Origin of the sequence: Bradyrhizobium sp. 137, assembly GCF_023074095.1 — a bacterium.
In the GTDB taxonomy this organism is placed as follows: domain Bacteria; phylum Pseudomonadota; class Alphaproteobacteria; order Rhizobiales; family Xanthobacteraceae; genus Bradyrhizobium.
The window spans coordinates 1-21,930 of the sequence record NZ_JADPKU010000116.1; the positions used below are offsets into that span (position 1 = coordinate 1).

The window sequence follows — 21,930 nt, forward strand, 5'->3', positions numbered from 1 at the left end:
CGAACTCGTCGCGATTCGTACGACGCTTTACAATCAAATTCGTGGTCTACTGAAGACCTTCGGCGTGGTGCTCGCAGCCGGTAAGGGTGGAACGTTCGAGCGCGCAGTGCTCACGCGATGTCCGGAGGACCCCTTGATCCGAAGCGCCATTGACGCGCTGCTTGAGGCTTGGCGTGTTGCGGGAGAGCGCAGGCAGAGGCTCGATTCGCAGCTTCTACGTCTCGCGCGCACCGATCAGGCCTGCCAGCGCATGATAACGATCCCCGGTGTAGGCGCGATTACTGCATTGACGTTCACGACGGCCGTAGACGATCCTAACGCTTCTCCCGATCCACTGATGTCGGAGCGTTTCTCGGCCTGACACCTCGGCGCTATCAATCCGGCGAGGTCGATATCTCTGGCCGGATATCCAAGTCAGGCGACCGCATGGCGCGAAGCCTTCTGTTCGAGGCGGCCAACGCGCTCATGACGCGCGTGCGCAAAGATAGTGCACTCCGCCGTTGGGGGCAGCAATTGATGGCTCGGATCGGGTCGCGAAAGGCCAAGGTCGCCGTGGCGCGCAAACTCGCCATCATCCTGCACCGTATCTGGCTGGATGGCACGGAGTTCGCAGCTGCGCCGGCTAGCTGAGCCTAGCTAGCTAAGCCAGTATCTCTGTAGATCGTCCTGGAGGACGCTGGCCGGATCATCCCGTAACTTCTTGGGCGGCTTCAGACCGCGGGAATCACATGGGGAGATCCACTGGCGAGGGCCATGATGAGGCGGCACATTCTTCCGACCTCGAAGACGACAAGGTCCGGCACCCAGGGCAATTGACAGCGATTAGACGACAAAAAGCTCTTCCGGCTCTATCGGGAAGAGAAGCTGACGGTGCGCCGCCGTGGTGGCCGCAAGCGGGCGATCGGGACCAGGGCGCCGATCCTGGTTCCGATGACGCCGAACGACCGGTGGTCGCTCGACGTCGTCTCGGACCAGCTGACCGACGGTCGCCGCTTCCGCATCCTGACCGTCGTCGATGATTGTACCCGCGAGTGCCTGGCGCTGGTGGCCGACACCTCGCTCTCCGGCGTCCGCGTGGTGCGGGAGCTGGACCGACTGATGATCGAGCGTAGCACGCCGAAGATGGTGGTCAGCGACAACGGCAGCGAACTCACCAGCAACGCCATTTTCGCATGGGGCCGACCAGAGCCATGTCGCATGGCACTACATCGCGCCGGGCAAACCCATGCAGAACGCCTTCATCGAGAGCTTCATGTATAGACGTATATGGACCCCGCCCGATTGCAACGACCGGCTTGATCAGGATCGACGGCCACAACTGCTGACGTATATCCGGCTTCTTGATGCGGCTGGACAACGTCTCCGCCGCGAGCCTCGATGGTTTTCGCCCGCTTCCACCTCAACGGCCCCGAGACATCGGCGCAAGCCGTGCCGGTCCACACATCAGGTTCGGGAAGCGACGGGGTGACCGTTTCGCCATCTCCTGCCATTTGTTGCAATTGCCGGTGAGACCTCCTTTCCTTGATTGCCGCTTCGCTTCAGGCCGCCTTCACCGAAAGCGCCGGCTCATAAGCCGCGTCGCCTGTGAGCATAGCCCACACGATCCGCGCGTTCTTGTTGGCAAGAGCCACGGCCGCGACATTGGGATGGCGCCGTTGCCGCATCTTGCCGAGCCAGAGGCTTCGCGGATCCTGCTTGCCATTAGCACGGCTTAAAGCGGCGCGAGCTCCGTGAATCATCAGCGTCCGCAGGTATCGATCGCCCCGTTTGCTGATGCCGAACAAGCGGGCCCGCCCTCCACTGGATCGCTGCTTGGGTACCAGACCAAGCCAAGCCGCGAACTGTCGGCCGTTCTTGAAACAGCTTCTATCGCCCACGGCGGCGACCAAGGCTGTTGCTGTCACAGGTCCGACGCCTTCGATTTTGCCGAGCCGCTGGCACTGCTCACTCGTACGGAAGATTTCCCTTATCCGCCGGTCATAGGCTGCAATGCGGGTATCAAGCTCGGACAACTCCTCTTGCAGTTCCCTCATGAGCGCTCGGAGCATCTCGCTGAGGCCGTCATTGATGTTTCCTACGATGACCGCGAGGCCACGCCGCAGCTGCGCGATGTCACGGGCAATGACAATCCCATGCTCGGACAGAAGACCGCGAATCTGATTGACGAGCCTGACTCGATCGGCGACCAGGCGCCGGCGAATGCGGTGGACGGCCTGTACCGCCAGCTGATCGGTTGATTTCGGTGGCACGAAGCGCATGGACGGACGACCGACCGCTTCGCAGATGGCTTCCGCATCGTTCTGGTCGTTCTTGTTCGACTTGACGTATGGTATCACGAACTGAGGGCTGATTAGTCGGACCTGATGGCCAAGCTCCGTGAGCACGCGAGCCCAATAGTGTGCCCCATTGGAAGCCTCCATGCCGACCAGGCAGGCCGGTAAATTGGCGAAAAAGCCGGCCACCGCATCGCGACGTAACCTCTTTCGCACAACGACTTTCCCGTGGTTGTCGACGCCGTGAACTTCGAAGACATACTTCGCCAGATCTAGACCTATCCGAACGACCTGCATAACATCCTCCTTCGCTGCAGTTGACGCTCGAGATTCCACCGCGGCAAGGGCGGGGTCCATACCATTGGCCCCGCGGATGCGAGGGATTTAGACAACATTTTGGAAAACGGTCGGGTGCGTTCATGTATACGGCCTGTTAGTGCGACCGATGCCATGGCCGCTGGCCCTGATGGAGATCGCGGATCGAGGCCTCATCAACGGGTCGCGCTTGCTGCGCTTAAAGCTCTGCCCTCAAATTCGCGTTGAGCGTTCATCGCCCGTCAGTGAAGCTTCGCATATTCTCCGTTTGGCAAATAGGGCCTGTGGATAGCCCACTTTATCTGCTTCGCGGCGCGAAATTGACGCTTTCCAGCCTTTGGCCAACGGCATGGGACAAAACAAACCCCACCGGGTGGACGGCGGGGGTTTGAAGCGAGCATGATGGGTGCGAGATCTACGGAGCGGCTCGGCTGCTCATCGTCGAGTCACTTCCAAAAAAGAGATTCTGGCCAATCTGTGAACTTCAATTCGAAGCTACGTAGGCCAGTAAGTTTGGTGGTGAATTTAAGGGTCTTCCCTGAAAGGGCTGCCAATGAGCCAGATGCGAACTTGAATACTGTCGTGCCGGAAGTTGCGACCGCAATGCCTTGCTCGCCTTCCATGCTAGAGAAGCCGGTCGCCTCGGAGAGTTGCCCAATTGCAACTCCCTCCAGCGCGCGGTGCAATTCCAGGGACGCTAGGTACGTTCCTTTATCAGCAGCCCACTCGCTGACCGACACTGCTGTAATCCCCGCGTCACTCGAGAGACCATCCGCGATCCGGCAGCCATATTGAACCGTGAGAATGACCCGCTCGTTCCGAACTCCGGCCGGCTCCTTATCGGCGGCAGTGATCGTGCACGCGTACCGCCTTGTGTCCGCAACCGCGCTCGCGCTTAGCCCGAGCAGCTCGAGAGCGGAACATAATGCAAAAGCGATAACGGCTCTTCTCATTCGGCTACACCTAGTCTGGAGTATCGTTCGCCTGCTCTGTACAATCTGACGCTACGGCCGATTCAAGCTTCTTGGATCGCTCTGTCGGATGAAAGCTACTCATGGTGACCGCGGTTTCGCAGAAAACGGCGCAATCGGTGTCCCCCCAAGCCGTGGTCCTGGATGGGCGGCCCGAACGGTTTCATTATCGACGCTCACGGTGCGCCGCAGGCCAGCACATCGGTGAACCAAGGCCGAGGACCGGCGCATTTCAGTTCGGCGGCGGCCATGATGGGCGCGGCGGTCCGCGGCGACGGAGCCTACGTTTCTGACGCAGGCGCATGCGTTCTATGAGCCGACGCCATTTTGCGCGCCAATGACCCGCGGCAGGTCCCGAATTTTGCTTGACACTGTCAATGTAAAAGGAAACGTGGTCGTTAGGAGCCGTTCAAAGGCAGATTGCCGCTCAAGCAGGCGATCTTCGAGAACCTTACGCTCGAGATCACTTAGCTCGCTTTTAAGCCTTCTTCGACAGCGCCAAATGTCATTCCGCACGTTTCGGATCTCATTCAATCGATCGTCAATTGAAGCCATCACGGACACCATATCTAACTTGAACCAGCCATGGACAACTGGTCAATCACGTCGTTCCCTCGGTAAGACGCCGATGAGATCTCACGACGTGGCCATCTGCGGACATGATGTAAAGATCTCCTACCAACATGTCCCCTTGTACCGAAGTCTTTCACGCAAGAGCACGAAGTGACCATTGCTTCTGCAGAAGTTCAGCGATTTTTGCGATCAGCGCGCAGGATTTCAAAAGCTGCCACCCGGCCGTGAGGGGGTCGAAATGGTTCTTATCCCAACCCACACGCGGCCCGATCAGGCGTCAGGCCGGCACTTAAGCTGGTGTCGAATGGGAGTATCCGAGTAAATCGGACGGTCGTACCGTCATACTCTGGGTAACAGTTTTGACACCGGCAACTGCCATGCCAGCGAACCCAGACAAGCCATGTTCAGGCTTCGGGGCTCGTCTGTTACAAACGAGGGATTTCGGCGGCGGCACGCAAAGAGCCGGCCCGGATATGAGGTCGGAGAGCCTTCAGTTCGCAGGGCGAGGCGAAATCGTGAGCGATGCGCACCGCCGGGCGCCTCGGCTCAGTGTCTCGCCGTAGGCCAGCGTAGATCTTTGTACCGCCGTCCAACGTGTGGCCGGCAAGCCTGGCGATTGGATCTCATCACAAAGCTTTCTGTGCGATGATGTCTAGCCGGGACTGGCGCTTGTCACATCTGTGACACTGTATGTATTCATCAAAACAAGACATCCGACGTTGTTCGGTAGCCCGGATTCGTTTTGTAACTAAATCAGCAGCTTGCATGTCAGATGCAACTGGCATGGGGGTTGCTATTGTCCAGCGGCGCCGTGAGCGCTGAGCGCGACCAGCGGTGCAACACGGATAGATCAACTTCGCTGGAGCGTATTGGCCACCCAATCGCTCAATGGAGAACCGATGCGGCCACTTATCCTTTTTCGGCACGCTTGTTGTTGTCAGATCGGCCATCATTCCGAAGGTTGAGGCGCTAGTCTGATCTACCAAGGTCGTGATCTAAGCTCAAAGCGAACTCGCGAATCAAATAACGGCTTAAAGCCTCTTGGGCGAACGCCGGCAGCGAGCACCTCGAAATCGAACATTTGATGCAGCCTCGCTTCACAGGATCCGGTGCATGCTGCGCCGGCCCGTTGAGGGAACAGAGTGTGGCATCGCTTTCGACTGTTTCCTTGATTCAATCAGAACTGATGAGGCGGGTGTATGAACAAATCGATCCGGGAGCTTCGGCTTGTCGCTGAAGCATCTGTTTTGGCGATTGGGCTGCTGATGTCGTCAGGAGCTAGCGCCGACGATGATCTGATGAGAACCGCCAGGCAGATCTTCCATCCGATCCCCTCAGTCATTCCTGCGGTAAAGGACAATCCAGTCACGCATGAAAAGGTCGAGCTTGGCAAGATTCTGTTCTTCGATCCGCGGCTATCGGCAAGCGAGATCATTAGCTGCAATACGTGCCACAATCTCGGCAGCGGCGGAGTCGATGCCGGTCCGACCTCAGTCGGTCACGGCTGGAAGGTCGGCCTACGTCGGGCCCCAACCGTCTACAACGCGGTGTTCAATGCGGCGCAATTCTGGGACGGACGCGCCGCGGACCTCAAGGCGCAAGCAACTGGCCCTGTGCAGGCGAGTGCCGAAATGAATGCGACTCCGGATCATGTGCTCGACACTTTGAACTCAATGGCCAGTTATGTCGTCTTGTTCAAAAATGCTTTCCCGAACGAGGCGAGCCCGGTCAGCTTTGAAAACTTTGCGAAGGCAATCGAGGCTTTTGAAGCCACCCTCATCACACCTGCGGCCCCGTTCGATCAGTATTTGGAGGGCAATACACACGCTCTCGATGATCAGCAGAAGTCAGGGTTGGCGCTGTTTATGGAGAAGGGATGCTCCTCTTGCCACAATGGAATCAATGTCGGTGGACAGGCCTACTTCCAGTTCGGCGTGATGAAGAAGCCGGACGCAACCCTGCTTCCGCAAGCCGATAAGGGCCGATTCGCGGTCACCAAGGCGGTTGGCGACGAATATGTCTTCCGCGCGGCGCCGTTGCGGAACGTTGCTTTGCGAGCCCCTTACTTCCATTCGGGCCAGGTTTGGAGCCTGAAGCAAGCTGTTGCCCTGATGAGTGAAATCCAGCTCGGCGCCAAGCTTAGCGACGGGGAAGAAAACGACATTGTGGCGTTTCTGAATTCGCTTACCGGGCGGCTACCTAAGATCGAGTATCCAATACTACCCACCCGTACGAACACGACGCCAAAGCCTTCAATAGACAGGTAGGATTAACAGCACCGGCCTCATGTCTTGCCGAATGAGAACAGATGCGGCGCAAGAACCCGGCGTCCCGCAATGACGTTAAAATGAATGATCCCGTGCTGTCACTCATAACCAAGCGATCGGGTAGGAGGAAGCCTCGCGGCCTCCCCCTCCCACACCACCGTACGTACGGACCCGTATACGGCGGTTCGTCAAGCACGATTGACATGGCGGTGCAGTCCAATGAGGAACAGCAGAGAGGTGCACGAAGAAGGCGGTGCGATAAGCATCGTTCATGTGGCTGGCCCCGGCATTCCACCATGGGCCGCGGCTGTTGAAGGTCGACCGCCATGCCCACCCCGGATCGAGCCCACGTTGCATCAAGCGCTTGGCACGTGTCCGTGGTCGCTTCCACGGGCGCCAAAGGCCGGCCTTGGGGTCGGACGAATAGTCTCCGCCAGCGTTGCGGTGCCGGCTTGCGAACGCGTCCCTCAGCGCCATCAAAAGGCGGTGAGCAAGAGAGCGCGCGATTCGCTGTCCACGCCGCGGATGCCCTTGGTCAGCAAGAGGCGGTCCACGATGGGCCCGAGCAGCTTCTCTAATTGTTTGGCCGACCCTCTCCCACATCTCCGTTACGGCCGTCCAGTGAGCTTCCTGCTCCTCGTGACTCTCAGTGTCCGGCGTCCAGCCGACACCGGGCGCGTGAACCATGGCGACACTCCGGGCGCGGCTCTCGCTGTCCGCCCAGACGCTAGAGTTCGCCTGCTAAGGCTGTCGCCTGGCGGTGGGTCGGATGCATGGGAGCGTCATCGCGGACGGCCTGCCAAACACCCTCTAGATTGGCCACGGCGACTCCATGCGCGACTTCGCTTCGGGGGGCTCTGTCCGGGGTGCGGAGGGGAAATCGAACGGCCTGCGCTCTCGCTAGGCGTCACAAAAACGAAATCATCACCGAGCGGAATAGCCAGCTAAATGCCCGCAGGAAAGCGAGACCCGTCCGGCGCATCGGCCGAACAACCCTGAACAGCAATGTTACACCCCATTGTTACACAGTCGGAGCCAGCGCAACACTCTGAAAGAGCATAACTTCTTTGAATTGCTGCACATCAAGAAGTTGATGATGCCCAGGAAGGACTCTGACCTCCAAGTCATCGAACGGACAGCACTCCGGCCGAATCGCGCCAGTCACGGCGGTCCGCGCCATGCCTGGCGCACCAAAAAAACCGGCCTCCTCCGGAGGCCGGGCGAAAGTCACGCAGGAAGGACGCTGCTTTGCGCATCGCACCAGCTTTCGCCGGTAGGGAGGACTTACCGGCGATCGATTTTCGGCGAGGGCATTCGCCGTCAAACAAGGAGGAACGGATATCACTCCGCGTGAAATCTGGAGCCGTTTGCCTTCCGCCCCTGTCGGAAACTTCACGACTTTCCACCACTCGCCCGCTGTCCGGTTGGGACGGCAGTGCCTTGATCGAGCTGGGATCCTGCGCGCAACCGGGTGCCCTGAAACACAAGCGGCAGTTTGCCGTCGCGCAGCAGCATTTGGCAGGTCCCCAAAACCAACAACGCTCGATTACCTCTCCCGAAGGGAGTGCCAGGGCGTGAATTTCGTATGACGTTCCGTAAGGACCGTAAAATAGATTGTTGTGATGGGACGCACACGCGATGGATAAATGAAAAATAGCGCTGTGCTTCGCGTCGGGCGATAATGTTCGGAATATGTGACCTGATCGGGCATCGCCGGCATGCTGTCCGCCGTCGGATCGAGAACCGAGCTTGTCGCCGGCTGTATGCGACGGCCTCCGCCGGCGCCGGCCGGCATTCCCAGGCACTGGGAACTTTGGGAGCTCGCAAGCACATCGTAAGCCCCCAAAGCGCGTGCATCTTATTCACAAACGCGTTGGCGAAACGCTCCGCACCATCATGGCTCAGCCCGCAACTCGCGTGCGGCGGCCACCATATTGACGAGCGCGGGACGCACCTCCTCCCAGCTTCGAGTTTTCAGTCCGCAGTCGGGATTGATCCAGAGCTGCCGATCGGAAACTCGCTGCCGCGCCAACACAATCAGCTGCTTGATTTCCGCCGCTGCGGGAATGCGCGGTGAATGAATGTCATAGACGCCGGGCCCGATCTCATTGGGATATTTGTAGCTCTTGAAGGCCTCGAGCAATTCCATCTTAGAACGGGACGTCTCGATTGAAATGACGTCAGCATCCATTGCTGCGATCGCATCGATGATTTCGTTGAACTCGGAATAGCACATGTGGGTATGGATCTGAGTTCCGTCGGCGACAGCGGACGAGCAAACGCGGAAGCTGTCCACTGCCCAATCGAGATAGTTCCTCCACTGCGATTTGCGTAGCGGCAATCCCTCCCGCAACGCAGCCTCGTCGATCTGGATCATGGTCGCTCCAGCCGCCTCAAGATCGATCACCTCATCTCGGATCGCAAGAGCGATCTGACGGCATGTCTCGCTCCGCGAGATGTCGTCGCGGACAAACGACCAGTTCAGGATCGTCACCGGTCCGGTCAGCATAGCCTTGACGGGTTTCTTGGTCAGAGACTGCGCGAAGCGCCACCATTCAACGGTCATCGGCTTCGGCCGGGAGACATCTCCGAACAGGATAGGCGGACGAACGTACCGCGACCCATAAGACTGAACCCAGCCGTGCTTGGTGAAAGCGAATCCCAACAGCTGCTCGGCAAAGTATTGAACCATGTCATTGCGCTCGAACTCACCGTGTACGAGCACGTCCAGGCCGATATCTTCCTGCCACTGCACGGTACGGGCTGTCTCCGCTTTCAGAAGCTGCTCGTACTGCGCGTCATTCAGCGCTCCCCGCGCATGAGCCGCACGCGCATTCCGGACGTCGACCGTTTGCGGGAAGGACCCGATGGTTGTCGTTGGAAACATCGGCAATGCGAACGCGACCCGCTGGACGTCGGCACGCTGGGTGAACGCACTGCGACGGCGACGCATGCTATCGTCGATCGCGGCCATTCGTCCGGCGACATTCGCATTGTGGATCTCGGGCGATGTTTCGCGGGTCACGGCTGCGTCCTCGGAAAGCGCAAGTTCATCGGCCACCTCGGCAGCATGGCCGGCCAGCGCTTTGCCCAATATCGAAAGTTCCTTGAACTTCTGAACTGAGAACGCCAGCCACGTCTTCAGATTGGGATCGAGATCGGTCTCTAGCTCAATGTCGATCGGAACATGAAGCAGCGAGCAGGAAGGAGCAATCTGAACACGGTCCCTGCCCAGCTTTTTGACCAAAGGGGCAAGTTGGTCGAGCAGCGCCGCAAGATTGGAGCGCCAGACGTTGCGACCATCAACCACGCCTAGCGAGACCACGAGATCTCTGCGGGCTGTGGCGACAATTGCGTCCAACTGGTCGGGTGCCCGAACCAGATCGACATGAAGCCCGGCAACGGGCAAGGCAAGGGCTGTTTCAAGATTGTCGCCGATAGCGCCGAAATAAGTGGCCAGCATGATTTTAAGGGCCGGCACAACCTTTGCGAAATGAGCATAGGCCCGGCGGACAGCCGCCCGCGACGCTTCGTCGATGTCCATCACCAGGCATGGCTCGTCGAGCTGAACCCATTCAGCACCGCACGAGGCTAGTTCGCGGAGCACATCGACATAGACTGGGAGGAGCCTATCAAGCAGCGACAGCGGATTGAATGCGGGATTTGCGCTTTTGCCGAGCTTCAGGAAAGTGACTGGGCCAACTAGGACGGGGCGCGTTTGGTAGCCGAGGCTTTTTGCCTCCTCATATTCCTCGATCGGCTTTCGAGAGGAATACTTAAAGATCTGATCCTGGTGAAATTCCGGCACCATGTAGTGGTAGTTGGTATCGAACCACTTCGTCATTTCCTGTGCGGCTACGCCTGGCCCATGCTGAGTGTGATCACCGTCCTGAGCGCCACGTGCCATGGCGAAGTAGGTCTTGAGCGACACAGGACCTTCGGTCCAGCCGTAGACGTCGGGAATGGCTCCGACCATTACGCTGGTATCGAGCACCTGGTCGTAGAGCGAGAAGTCATTCGAAGGAATGACCGTCACACCGCAGGATTTCTGCCGTGCCCAATTAGCGGCACGAAGTCCACTCCCCGCCTCGAGGAGCTCGGCTTCGCTGGAGTTTCCCGCCCAGTAGCTCTCGAGCGCGAACTTGAGTTCGCGTCGTGGGCCGATGCGTGACGTCCCCAATGTGGCAACGGGAAGCGCAAGAATAGACATAGATCAGACCCCATAATTGGGGCAAAGGCCATGGCGGACGCATGCAGCGAATATCGCGTGAGCGACAGCTGTTGGCGCACACCGGGACACCCCGCCCGTGGACGATATATTGTCGAGGCAGGTCTCCTGGCTCGCGGGTCGTCGCTGCTGTCCGGCCTTCCCGAAGCCGCATGGCTTCAGTGACTTCGTTGGACAGCGGCTCGCCGCTTACAGTTGCGGGGGCAGCGCCGGCATTGCACCGGCTTCCCTCTTAGCTCCGGATCAAACGAAATCCGAAGACCACGACGGCTGGCATTAGACGCACGAGGATCGATCCGTCAACCTACTAAGTGTTGCCGCGATATTGCCCAAGCGATTGCCAGCTGTACCAGGTAGGGCACAACGGTCTTACTCCCGGCCTGGTAAAAACGCGTGGATCTGTGAAGCCTCCGCTTATGAATGCGTCCGCTCAACACCCTCTTGGCGTAGTCGTGAGCTAACGCGAGCAGAACGAACGCGCTGGGCGCTTCGACATCTGCGTGATCGCGACAAGCCTGGTCTTTTCCGTCAGCAGCTTCTCGAACTCGCCCGTGAGGAAGTTGCGATCATGCTCGGCCGACATCCGCTTGAACACAGCGCCATGAGGCTCCTTAGGAATTGCCAAGGCCGGGATTGCTCCATGATCGCACGGATGATCAGGTCGGACTGCCTGTGTTCGGCGGACCCCGCGACGAGCCGCGAGCTCGATCGCCTCCGTGGCGTTGGTCAAGATGATCTCCTCGGTGCGCCAAGCACTTACGTGCTGAGCGACTTTGGCGCGCCTTCGTTGTTTCCGTCGCCGCTGGCGAGTAGTGCAGCCTGGACGTTGGCCTGCGCAACATCGCAGGAACAGTTCCGGACCTCAGGATGCACGCTGACTTGCGAAACTGGAGTAAGCGGCGAGAGCGGGGGCGGCGGGGATCCTGCTATGACCCTAGGCTCATGCACGCGTGCATGGTGACCACGGCCAAGCGGATGCCGAGCTTCTCGCACGTCTTCAGGATCTCCGGACCGATCTCGTCGCATCGAGACCGTCTCTTCGGCTTCGAAGTGACGTAGCTTTAGATATCCTGCAGAGCCCTTCGAGGGCTTCTCGGAGTCGATCGGCGCCTTAAGGTCATAACGATGTTGATCGACCTCGATCCGCCCCACGCGGTCGGCGGCCTCCACAAGCGCGACATCTACTACTTCGTTCGCGAAATCGAGCGGTGAAGCCTTCTGGACGCGGGCTGCTTATGCTGTCTTAGACGGGACACAGGTGTCAGGCACCGGACAGACCACCGCACATTGCGGCGTGTCGGAATGGCCCTCGCACTCCGTGCACTTTTTGACATCGATAACGTAAATGTCGCGCTTGAGGCTGATCGCCGCGTTGGGACACTCGAACTCACATGCCCCACAAACGGTGCATTGCGAAGCGACGATCTTGTAAGCCATGCCTTCCGACTCCTTAGGCGAGCGATGCCATTGGCGATCCCTTTCAAATGCCGTGCCAAGGACAGACGCGCTCAATGATGGGCAATTTGCCCAAAGGTGCTGTCCCGGGTCTGAGACCATGCTACATCTGCGACAGCAACGGGCCACTCAATTTCAAGCTATGCGAGCCCTCAGGCCCTACTCCGAGAGCCAGTCGCGACTCGACCGCTGGGACCTTCCGTCGTTTGTCTGGCATGGCAGCGCGGGGCCAAGCGACGCTCGACGATTCCGAAACCGGCGGCGCGACTAAAAGCCGCGAGCCGACGCACGTCTACGCCGGATCTCGGCAAACCTCCGGTCACACACCCTGACTGGAGGTTTTGTGCAAGCCTCGCTCACGGCTGCAACGTTAACTCCGCTTTAATTGCAGTCAGCCGCATGCCTGGTGCCGAGTAGGCATGGCGGCGCGGGCGAGCGCTGGTACGCTTTGCCTGGCTCTGCTCAGCCACTCCTCATGCAACTATTTTGGACGAAGTGGAACAGGGCTGAAAGATGACTGTGCAAATTGCTTCAGCGGCATGGCCTTTCCGAACAGATGGCCCTGCGCAAGGTCGAAGCCGAGTTCGGTCACAGCGATCAGGTCGGCGTGGCTCTCCACACCTGCGGCGACGGTGCGCACGCTGTACTCTTTGGCTATATCGACGATATGGCGGCACACCGTTCGCTTCAGGGGTCCATTTCCGCAACCGGCGACGTACTGCCGGTCCACTTTTAATTTCATGAACGGGAATTTTTCCATCCCCATCAGCTGCGGCCAATTGGCGCCGACATTGTCGATTGCAAGGCCAATGTTGTGAAAGCGAACCTCACGCGCGACCTCAATCAGGAGATCTAGGTTCTGGATCGCTTCCTCGCTATCGATTTCAATCGTCAAGCCGCCGAAAGCGGGGTGCGACGGCATGCGCTGACAGAGATCGCGTACCGCTTGCGGGTCAATCAGGAATGCTGCCGGGAGATTGATGGAGAGATCGATCGAAGTTTGCTGCTCCAGAAGATACTGCCAATCCTTGATCGCGCGGTCGATCACGAACCGCGACAACTCCCTAAAATGCGGATCGTGAGCCTCCGCGATGAAATAGGCCGGTGGAACAACGCCCCAGGTCGGGTGCCGCATTCGCACAAGCGCCTCGGCGCCGCGGCGGCTGAGGGTACACGCGTCAAACTTCGGCTCATACCAGAGCTCAAGCCAGCCAGCGTGTAAGGCTTCCCCGACATGGACCGCGGGACGGGGCGCCGGCTCTCTGGGCAAGAGCATGGCGACCCGATCGCGCAGCGTCTCGGCTGCAAACGGCGTCCTCAGCGGCGGCAGCATATCAAGTCCATACTCGCCCCCGACCTGCTGCACTGCCGTCATGATGATCGACTCGCGGGCGCCGAACGCCAGCACTCCGCCTGCAAATCCTTCGCGTACGAGTATCTCGAGCAATCGTCCAGGCTCGATGCGATCCGAGCCAATGCCGAGCAGGATCAGATCAGGGAAGTCCGTGCCGAGTACGTGAGACAGCTCGTCAGCAGTCCCGCATTCGCTGATAACAAACCCCATATCCTCCAGCACATCCCGAAGAAAGGCGCGCAGATGCCGCTTGCCGACGGCCACGCACGCTCGCGGCCGCACCTTACGCTGTCCGAAGATTACAGGTTTTCCTCCGACTAGTTCGGCCTGCCCATGCTCCATTGCAACCACTCCCGTTCCGTGACGGTCCCTTAAACGAGGAGGGAAGGTAAACAAGCTGTGCTTGCCATTATCTTTCGATTCTTCGAGGTAAGCTTAAGATAGTGCATTAGCGTGCAAAATCTTTCGCGATGTTGTTCAGACGATTTTGTCGGGCGCACGCGTATGATACCTCTCCCGCCTCGCGCAACTTTGTACGAGTGACGCACACGAGTGTGGGGAATCTCACCTTCGGACGCGCCGAGCTGATGCGCCCTATGGCACGGCAATTACCATGCCGCAAGATCTACTGAATCGAGTCGCTCGTGAGTGATGATCGGAAATCACTCTTACGAAATGTTTGATCTTCATGGCCCGCCTGCCCACGCGCGAATGTGCCGTCTCGTGGACTTCCTTTCCAATCGAAGGAAGTCCATCATGAGTTCGCAGCAGGTCAAGCCGCAGTCGATTCTGAGAACGGCAACAGCTTGCACTTACCTCACCTCTGTTGCTGATAGCGAGTGCGGACGTCCTATTCCCTATCGAGCTTGATAGTTGCTCTCAGTTGCGTTTTCTGTATCCTTCTGAAGCATGGATATCCTCAAGAGGGACTGGAGGGACTAACTGACGGGTGTTCGTGTTGTCGCTGAAGCGCAAGGCCTGCCCCACGGGGGCACGGCTTTGCGCAAAGCGTGCCAGGAGATGAGAACGCGATCGCAGAAGCCGTCGAAAAGCTACTTTCTGAATTAGGTGGCCCCGGACCAGAGTTCAGCCTTGAAGGCGCGAAGCAGGCTGCTTTGCGCCTGATTCAGGATCCCGAAGAGGCTTCATTTTTGTCATCGAGGAACAAGCCACCCGGCAGATTGTAGGGGTCGCTGCCACCTCGGCCGTACGGGCCGTGAGAGCAGCCGGAGCGTACGATGTGCTTCAGGAGCTATGGATTTCTCGCGACTTCCGAAGCTCTGACCACGGTCGGCATCTGCTCGAGGCGGTACATTCGGAGGCGAAGCGCCGAGGCTGGCAGATGATTGAGGTTGCGTTGCCCCCGATGGCTATCCAGCTTTACAACGGGTACGCCGTTTCTACGAGGAGAGGGGATTATCGGGTTGGAGGATTGCGCGCGCGCAAGAGGCTATGACAGTGCGTCGCGGCCGAGGATGATCGAGAACCTCGACGCTGATGCGGTGCTTACTCCTACTGCGAGCGGATTACCTCTTCGACCTTCTTGGCGGGTATCAGCCATCAAATCGTTCTTCATGGTGCGAAGCGATACCATGGTCTTCTCAAGGCTCGTGGACCGCGAGCCGAAACCTGCCCGGCTAAAAGGCGCGGAGCCAGGTCGGCGATGGCCCGTTGCGGGCGAAGCCAGACCCAGCCTTACAAACGATAGCCGAGTCGTTCTTTCGTGCTTCCCACACAATGCGACTTACTGACGCTAGTTTCGGATCACCGCACACAAATGCGATCCATTCGTCGCCAAGTACAATGCCTCGGCAACTGGCAAGCCAATCATCTACCGGGCTCCTTCCTGCATCTCGATACGGTGGACCGTCGCGTAAAAGGATTCGGTACCACCTTGTCACTCCTGCTGGCGAACGTTCAAGGAAAGTGAGCGAGATCAGCCCTCAACACTGATCCGGTAGAGGATTCCGTAATGAGCAATGTGCCGTTTGCCGCCTCCAATACGAGGTTCGTGCAGGTCGCCCCAGCGCAGGACTTGATGCGGGGGATCGTTTCGCCGTTCGGCGCCATGACGAAGACGTGGCCGAGGGAAGCGCGCGCGATAAAGAGCCGCCCTTTTTGATCCATCGTCAGCCCGTCAGGACCCCGGTCCCGAAGAATAAGCTGAATCCCACCTTCCCAACCCCGCCGTCACGCATCAGCGGCACGCGCCAGATACTGTTGTCGCGCGTCATTGCAACGAGCAACACGGCCTCGTCGGGACTGAGCACCAGCCCGTTCGGGCTTGACCCGTTCGAAATCAGGCAATCGAGCCGGCCGTCAGAACACAGTCGGAACACCCGGCCGGTCGGATCGTGCAATCCAGTTTGCCCCTGATCGGTGAAATAGATGTCGCCGCTGGTCGCGATATGCAGGTCGTTGCAGCCTCTGAAGGACTCGGAATCGCGGTGCCCCAGAAGCAGGCTGATAGTATCCCGCTGCGGATCGAGCTCCATGAGGCCATTCATGTAATCGGCCACCAGCACCCGGCCATCAGGTGCGATCTTCAGACCATTCGGCCAGCCGTCATATTCGATTATCAGAGACCAGATGCCGTCGCACGAAATCCGGAAAATGCGGCCGAAGGGGATATCGACGACGTAGAGATTCCCGGACTTGTCGAACGACGGCCCCTCGATGAAACAATCCACCGGATCGCCCCACGGTTGGCATCCGCCCATTTCGAGGAAACACCAGGGCGACGAAATTCCGCCGGCATCGACGAGAACACGCGGGTTTCAACCAGCTGAGGCGGCTTGTCGAGATACATCATGACGCGCCTCCCAGCGTGCGGCGCCGCTGTCCCTCATATTTGTAGCCAAACTGCTTGGGCATCGGCCCCTTGTTACGATCCTTGCGCCTGGTCTGTTCCCAGGCGTGGGCCAGGATTCCGACCGCGCGCGACAGGCAGAAGACGCCGCGCGCCAGCGGAGGCGCGAAGCCGAGCTCGCCATAAATGACCGCGGTCGCGCCATCAATGTTCACTGGGATGAGTTTGCCGTTGCGCTGCTGCATCACGCGCTCGATCGCGCGGGCGGCCTTGGCATAGTCGCCGCTGACACTGCCCTCAGCACCTGCCTCATCCACCAGCGCCAATAGCGGTGCCGCGCGCGGGTCGACCGGATGAAACCGGTGGCCGAAGCCGGGCAGATATTTGCCGCGCCTTGCGGTGAAATGGTCGATTGCGGCGGCCGCGGCCTCGCCGATCTCTAGGCCATCGCGCCTCCGCAGCACATCTTCGTAGAGTTCGACCGCCTGCTCCCCTGCTCCGCCGTGCACGTCATCGAGTGTATTGATCGCGGAGGCCATCGCACCGTTCAGGGGCAGCCCGCAGCTCACCGCCATTTGCGCAATTGCGATGGAGGGCGCGTGCGGACCGTGGTCAACGGACGCGACCAGCGCAGCTTGCAGCAGCCGCTCCTGCGCTGGCGTCGGCAGATCGCCGCGCAACATCAGCCAGATCATGGCGGGAAAGGAAATCCGGCCGATCAAATCTTCGATTGGATAACCCCGATAGGCGATGCGACCGGGCGCGATGTCGCAGATGGAGGTTCGCCACCAACGGGCCGCTTGCTGTCGCAATTCTTCTTCGCTCATCTCCGGTTCCGCCCCTTCAACCTGCCGATTGCCAACCGCCGCAAGCCGTCGAATATCATGATATTGGTCCGTCCGCGGCCACGCGGACGGGCAGGAAATCAGCCCCTCCTTGCTTTGGTGTCCCGACGGCCCGGCTTGAGACCAGTTGCTCGACCTCCGCATACGAATAGCCGAGCCGCTGCAACCATCGCTCGGTGTCTGCTCCGAGCGTCGCAGGTGGTGAAGGCACCGAAAACTCCTCATCCAGCCGGAACCCCGGCCGCGTGATTCGTAACGGCTGCGCACCGTCTTGTTCTGGGGCCAAAGTCTCGACGAATCCGCGCTCGAGGAGCTGTGGCTGCTGCAAAACTTGCGAGACCGTCAGCACGCAGCCTGCGGGGACTCCAGCCAGATTCATTTGGGCCTCCCATTCGTCAGCGGGCTTGCAACCCAACGCCTTGTTCAACTCCGTGTTCAGCGCTGCGCGATTGACCTTGCGCATCTCGCGCCCAGCAAAGCGTGGATCCGTCTTCAGGTCCGGTCGGCCAATCAGGTCGCATAGGGCTTGGTACTGCTTCTGCTCGTTGGCGGAAATGTTCAGCGGGCCTGTTGCGGTGCGGAACGTGCCGGAGGGAGCCGCGGTGAAGTTCTCGTTGCCGATGGGTTGCGGCTCGACACCAGCGTTCAGGTGGTTGGAGACGACCCATCCCATCGCTGCGACGGTGGCTTCGAGCAGGGACACGTCAATGAACCGACCGCGGCCGCTATGCCGCTGGTCGACCAGAGCCGCGGCGATGGCAAAGGCAGCAGTCAGTCCCGCAATCGTGTCGGAGATCGGAAAGCCCGTGCGCAGGGGAGCCGAGGCCATATCGCCAGTGACGCTCATGGCACCAGACAGACCCTGAACGATCTGGTCATAGGCAGGACGGGCGGACCACGGCCCGCTCTGCCCAAAGCCGGAGATCGCGCAGTACACCAGACGCGGGTTCTGCCTGCTGAGCACATCAAAGCCTAGGCTAAGCCGTTCCATCACCCTCGGCCGGAAGTTTTCGAGCACCACATCTGCTTCCTTGACGAGCCGCAAGAATACCTCGCGGCCCGATTCCGACTTCAAGTCCAGCGCCACGGATTGCTTGCCGGCGTTCACCGCGACAAAAGAGAGGCCCTGCAGGCGCTCTGCCCTTTGCGGATCGGCGCCGAGGCGCCGCGCGAGGTCGCCGCCGTTCGGATTTTCGACTTTGATGACCTCCGCGCCAAGACGCGCGAGATGATAACCGCAGAACGGACCGGCCAACACGTTCGACAGGTCCAGGACGCGGATGCCGGTGAGCGGCAGAGACATCTGAAGAAGCCTTCCTTAGGTGATCCGATGGTGAGGGCTTGGTCTGCGAGCAGCTATTTCAGTTGTTGAGCGGCGCGTTCCGCGAAGCGATTGGTGAAGGTTTTGTTCAAGTCGATCTTTGCGGCAGCGATTTTCGGATCAGAGTCGCTCAGGACAGCCAGCGGGACCTTGGCCGCCTCAATGTCCATCTGCCCGGTCGGCGAGAAGAGCGCTTTCGATGCGTTCATGATTTCGATATTCACCTCGCGATTGTCAGTCTTGTAACCAGGAGGAATCGTATCGACGAGCTGCTCCGTCGGCGTTGCGTTGATCCAGCGGTGAGTTTTGAGCAAGGCGTTGACCAGGCGCTGGACCGTTTCGGGATTTTTATCGATGAAGGACTGCTGAAGGTAGAGACACGCGGTCGGATAGGATCCGCCGAAGGCCTGCTTTGAGCCTTCGATCGTGCGCGCATCGAACAGCGCTGTCGCGCTCTTCTTGCGCGCGAGAAGCGTCGCGATGGGATCGAAATAGACCAGGGCATCGACGTTCATGGCCTCAAGCGCCACCATGCCCGGTGCGCCGCTGCCGACGGCAATGATGTTGACATCGCGTGGACCCAATCCTGATTTCTTGATGTAGTAACGCGCCATAGTCTCCGTCGATGACCCCGGCGCCGTGATCCCGAGCCTGAGACCCTTCAGGTCGGCGGCGGTTCTGACCTTGTCGGCGAGGTCGCTGCGGACACCGAGCAGGACGCCGGGAATGTCGTTCAGCAGGAACACGCAGGAAATTTGTTTACCCTGCGCCTGCATCTGAATGGTGTGATCGTAAAAGCCGATAGTCCCGTCGACGGAGCCGCCGATCAGGGCCTGCAGAGCCTTTGAGCCACCGGCCTGGAAGTTCTCGACGGTAACGTCAAGGCCTTCTTCCTTAAAGGAGCCAAGCTTCACTCCAAGTTCGACAGGCATATAGTTGAGGATCTGTGACCCCACGGCGATCTTCAATTTTGTTTTCTCGGGCTCGGTGGCATGCGCCAAAATGACCGAGAATGCGGCCAGCGCCACGACCGGCGTCAGTCTTATGGAAACGTGCATGCGAAACTCCATGATTGATGGGAGAGCGTACGATCAGCTTTCGTGCGCAGGCGCCGGCCGCCAGACCAGGAGCCGCTTTTCCGCGCAGTCGACGATGGCATCGAGGACAACGACGAAGGCGGCGAGAACGACAATTCCTGCGAACACTCCGGTCGCATCGAGGACGCCTTCGGCCTGCGCAATTAAGTGCCCCAATCCTGCGGACGAGCCGAGATATTCGGCGACCACGGCTCCCATCACGGCCATGCCGACTGACACCCGCAGGCTCGACAAAATCCAGGTCGTGGCGGACGGCAGGTAGACGTGCCGTAGCAGGGACGACTTCGATGCACGTAGCAGGCGGGCATTCGCCAGCACGACCGGATTGACCTCGCGGACGCCCTGGAAGGTGTTGAAGAATGCGACGAATAGAACCAGCGTGACGCCGAGCGCAACCTTGGAGGTGAGGCCCAATCCGAACCAGATGACGAAAATCGGTCCAAGCAAGATCCGCGGGATTGCATTGAACATCTTGATAAAGGGCTGAACGACTTCGGCAGCAAACGGGCTTAAGCCCAGCCAGATACCAAGTGCTGTGCCGATCCCGATGCCAGCCAGGAACGACAGGACCGTCTCCAGCAATGTTATGCCAATATCGGTCCAAAAGTCCGCCATCGACATCCACTCCCCGATCCTTACGACAAGTGTCGACGGTGCCGGAAAGAAGAAGGGATCGATCAGTCCGGCCCACACGCCCAATTCCCAGATCAGGATTAGGCCAAGGAGGATGGCGAACTGCGTGAGAGCGACCCTACCCCTGCGTGACATAGCTTTTCTCCACTTCGGCGCCGAGCAGCGACCAGATTTCACGATAGAGCGCGACGAATTCGTCGGTGGTCTGCAGCGCAGAAACATCGCGCGGACGAGGCAGCGTGATCCTGACGTCGGCAACCATGCGGCTGGCGGGACCGGCAGACATCACAACGACGCGGTCCGCTAGCGTGATCGCCTCATCGAGATCATGGGTGATGAAGATGAGCGAGCGCCGGTCCGCCTGCCAGAGGTCGAGCAGGATGCGGTGCATGAGTCGGCGTGTGTGAACGTCCAGCGCGGAGAACGGCTCGTCCATGAGAACGATTTTGGGCTCCATGATCAGCGTTTGTGCCATCGCAACGCGCTTGCGCTGGCCGCCGGACAATTGATGCGGATAGCGCTCCTCGAGTCCCTTCAATCCGACCTTGGCGAGCCAGGGCCGTGCCTGCTCGCGCGCTTTCGCGATCGAGCTGCCCTGAAAGACGAGCCCGAGGCCGACATTGTCTTGGGCGGTCTTCCAGGGCAGCAGCCCTTCCTGTTGAAGCATGTAGCCGGACTGACCGTTCAGGCCCGTAAGAGACTTGCCGAAAATGCGAACGTCGCCGGCGGCGGGCTTCAGCAGTCCGGTGACAGTGTTGAGAATGGTGGATTTTCCGCAGCCGGTCGGCCCCACCACTGCAACGAATTCAGTCTCGGCCACCTGGAGGTTCATGCTTTTGACGGCCGTGAAGTCGCCAAAGCGAATCATGACGTCGTGCAAGTCCACGGCAAGTCCCGGCCGCCCCATTGTTTCGCTCCATAGAACTTGTTCTGGCACCTGGAACCGAGTAGCTCGCGTTCTCACGAGGAGTCAATCGTATTCTGATGTGCAGAATGGCCCTCGCGCTAGCTGGCTGGACTCCTGGCGTCATTCTGACTATTGGTTCTGCACAGCAGAACCAGAGGTATCGATGGTAAGAACAGGGGTTGATGCGGTCGCGCGGGCACTGGCAATCCTTAAGGCGTTCGACCCGGAGCGCGCCGCGATGACGCTGACGGAGATTGCGGATGCGACTGACCTGTACAAGAGCACAGTCCTTCGCCTTGCCGTATCTCTGGAGGCGGATGGCTTCCTGGTGCGGGGTACGGACCGGCTATTTCGACCCGGACCGGAGCTATGGCGCCTTGGGGCGCTCTATCAGCGCGGGCTCGACCTCGGTGACCTGATCAGACCCTCGCTCCATCGTCTGGTCGAGGCAACCGGAGAGACTGCATCCTTCTACATCGCGGACGGCGACGAGCGCATCTGCCTTTATCGCGTCAATTCTCCGCGTTCGGTCCGGCATCACCTCGAAGAGGGTCAGCGATTGCCGATTGACCGCGGCGCTGCCGGCCGTGTTCTTACCGCCTACCGCGATTCTGCATCAGCCGATGGAAAGAAGGTCAGAGATCGTGGCTCCTACGTCTCGATCGGCGAGCGGGATCCTGAGGTCGCGGCCGCAGCTGTGCCTGTGATCGACGTTCATGGCCAATTGCGCGGCGCCCTCTCGGTCTCCGCCATTCGGACGCGCTTTGATGCAGATGCTCGGAAGGCTGCGATTGTAGTTCTGAAGTCCGAGGCTAAAGCGCTGATCGGTCTGCTGCCTGCAAGCGAGCGCTGAGCTACAATGGCAGCGTTCCGTTTATGACG

The 21,930-nt window shown here is 59.5% G+C and carries 14 protein-coding genes, 3 pseudogenes and 1 riboswitch; of the genes and pseudogenes, 5 read left to right on the forward strand and 12 right to left on the reverse strand.

What is annotated here, in order from left to right:
* From IVA78_RS29475 to IVA78_RS29485, 3 genes and pseudogenes are all read left to right on the forward strand, one after another.
* Nucleotides 1–361: pseudogene (locus tag IVA78_RS29475) on the forward strand (hypothetical protein); the annotation flags it as partial.
* 65 nt (nucleotides 362–426) lie between these two features.
* On the forward strand, nucleotides 427–630 hold the full coding sequence (locus tag IVA78_RS29480) for a hypothetical protein (protein WP_247468423.1): 204 nt from the start codon (nucleotides 427–429) through the stop codon (nucleotides 628–630).
* 192 nt (nucleotides 631–822) lie between these two features.
* Nucleotides 823–1,252: pseudogene (locus tag IVA78_RS29485) on the forward strand (DDE-type integrase/transposase/recombinase); the annotation flags it as partial.
* 286 nt (nucleotides 1,253–1,538) lie between these two features.
* On the opposite strand, the gene IVA78_RS29490 reads toward IVA78_RS29485, so the two are convergent.
* Together IVA78_RS29490 and IVA78_RS29495 are read right to left on the reverse strand one after the other, a co-directional pair.
* Nucleotides 1,539–2,570 carry an IS110 family transposase gene (locus IVA78_RS29490; RefSeq protein WP_247469068.1) on the reverse strand — a complete coding sequence of 344 codons (1,032 nt, stop codon included), beginning with the start codon at nucleotides 2,568–2,570 and terminating at the stop codon, nucleotides 1,539–1,541.
* Nucleotides 2,571–3,034: 464 nt separating this feature from the next.
* Nucleotides 3,035–3,328, reverse strand: a complete 294-nt coding sequence (locus IVA78_RS29495; RefSeq protein WP_247419168.1) for a hypothetical protein — start codon at nucleotides 3,326–3,328, stop codon at nucleotides 3,035–3,037.
* A gap of 2,003 nt (nucleotides 3,329–5,331) precedes the next feature.
* Between IVA78_RS29495 and IVA78_RS29500 the strand changes: the two genes are divergently transcribed.
* Nucleotides 5,332–6,399: a cytochrome-c peroxidase gene (locus tag IVA78_RS29500; protein ID WP_247419167.1), complete on the forward strand. Its 1,068-nt coding sequence runs from the start codon at nucleotides 5,332–5,334 to the stop codon at nucleotides 6,397–6,399.
* 1,894 nt (nucleotides 6,400–8,293) lie between these two features.
* On the opposite strand, the gene metE is transcribed toward IVA78_RS29500, so the two are convergent.
* From metE to IVA78_RS29550, 10 genes and pseudogenes are all read right to left on the reverse strand, one after another.
* Entirely contained in the window at nucleotides 8,294–10,609 is a 2,316-nt protein-coding gene (metE, locus tag IVA78_RS29505; RefSeq protein ID WP_247469069.1) for a 5-methyltetrahydropteroyltriglutamate--homocysteine S-methyltransferase, read from the reverse strand.
* 98 nt (nucleotides 10,610–10,707) lie between these two features.
* Nucleotides 10,708–10,908: riboswitch (cobalamin riboswitch) on the reverse strand.
* 176 nt (nucleotides 10,909–11,084) lie between these two features.
* Nucleotides 11,085–11,480 carry an aminotransferase class V-fold PLP-dependent enzyme gene (locus tag IVA78_RS29510; RefSeq protein WP_346015501.1) on the reverse strand — a complete coding sequence of 132 codons (396 nt, stop codon included), beginning with the start codon at nucleotides 11,478–11,480 and terminating at the stop codon, nucleotides 11,085–11,087.
* Nucleotides 11,481–11,860: 380 nt separating this feature from the next.
* Entirely contained in the window at nucleotides 11,861–12,064 is a 204-nt protein-coding gene (locus IVA78_RS29515; protein ID WP_247419161.1) for a 4Fe-4S binding protein, read from the reverse strand.
* Between the two features lie 499 nt (nucleotides 12,065–12,563).
* Nucleotides 12,564–13,778 carry an EAL domain-containing response regulator gene (locus tag IVA78_RS29520; protein ID WP_247469070.1) on the reverse strand — a complete coding sequence of 405 codons (1,215 nt, stop codon included), beginning with the start codon at nucleotides 13,776–13,778 and terminating at the stop codon, nucleotides 12,564–12,566.
* A gap of 1,575 nt (nucleotides 13,779–15,353) precedes the next feature.
* Nucleotides 15,354–16,248, reverse strand: a pseudogene (locus IVA78_RS29525) (SMP-30/gluconolactonase/LRE family protein).
* Nucleotides 16,245–17,072 carry a citryl-CoA lyase gene (locus tag IVA78_RS29530; RefSeq protein ID WP_247469080.1) on the reverse strand — a complete coding sequence of 276 codons (828 nt, stop codon included), beginning with the start codon at nucleotides 17,070–17,072 and terminating at the stop codon, nucleotides 16,245–16,247. Before IVA78_RS29530 ends, IVA78_RS29525 begins: the two are co-directional and overlap by 4 nt.
* Before the next feature lie 55 nt (nucleotides 17,073–17,127).
* Complete coding sequence (locus IVA78_RS29535; RefSeq protein ID WP_247469071.1) at nucleotides 17,128–18,393, reverse strand: CoA transferase; 1,266 nt, start codon at nucleotides 18,391–18,393, stop codon at nucleotides 17,128–17,130.
* A gap of 53 nt (nucleotides 18,394–18,446) precedes the next feature.
* On the reverse strand, nucleotides 18,447–19,469 hold the full coding sequence (locus IVA78_RS29540) for an ABC transporter substrate-binding protein (protein WP_247276698.1): 1,023 nt from the start codon (nucleotides 19,467–19,469) through the stop codon (nucleotides 18,447–18,449).
* A 33-nt stretch (nucleotides 19,470–19,502) separates the two neighbouring features.
* Nucleotides 19,503–20,276: an ABC transporter permease gene (locus IVA78_RS29545; RefSeq protein ID WP_247336973.1), complete on the reverse strand. Its 774-nt coding sequence runs from the start codon at nucleotides 20,274–20,276 to the stop codon at nucleotides 19,503–19,505.
* On the reverse strand, nucleotides 20,260–21,048 hold the full coding sequence (locus IVA78_RS29550; protein WP_247469072.1) for an ABC transporter ATP-binding protein: 789 nt from the start codon (nucleotides 21,046–21,048) through the stop codon (nucleotides 20,260–20,262). Before IVA78_RS29550 ends, IVA78_RS29545 begins: the two co-directional genes overlap by 17 nt.
* A gap of 163 nt (nucleotides 21,049–21,211) precedes the next feature.
* On the opposite strand from IVA78_RS29550, the gene IVA78_RS29555 reads away from it, so the two are divergent.
* Complete coding sequence (locus IVA78_RS29555) at nucleotides 21,212–21,901, forward strand: IclR family transcriptional regulator (RefSeq protein ID WP_249803982.1); 690 nt, start codon at nucleotides 21,212–21,214, stop codon at nucleotides 21,899–21,901.
* The last annotated feature ends 29 nt before the right edge of the window (nucleotides 21,902–21,930 follow it).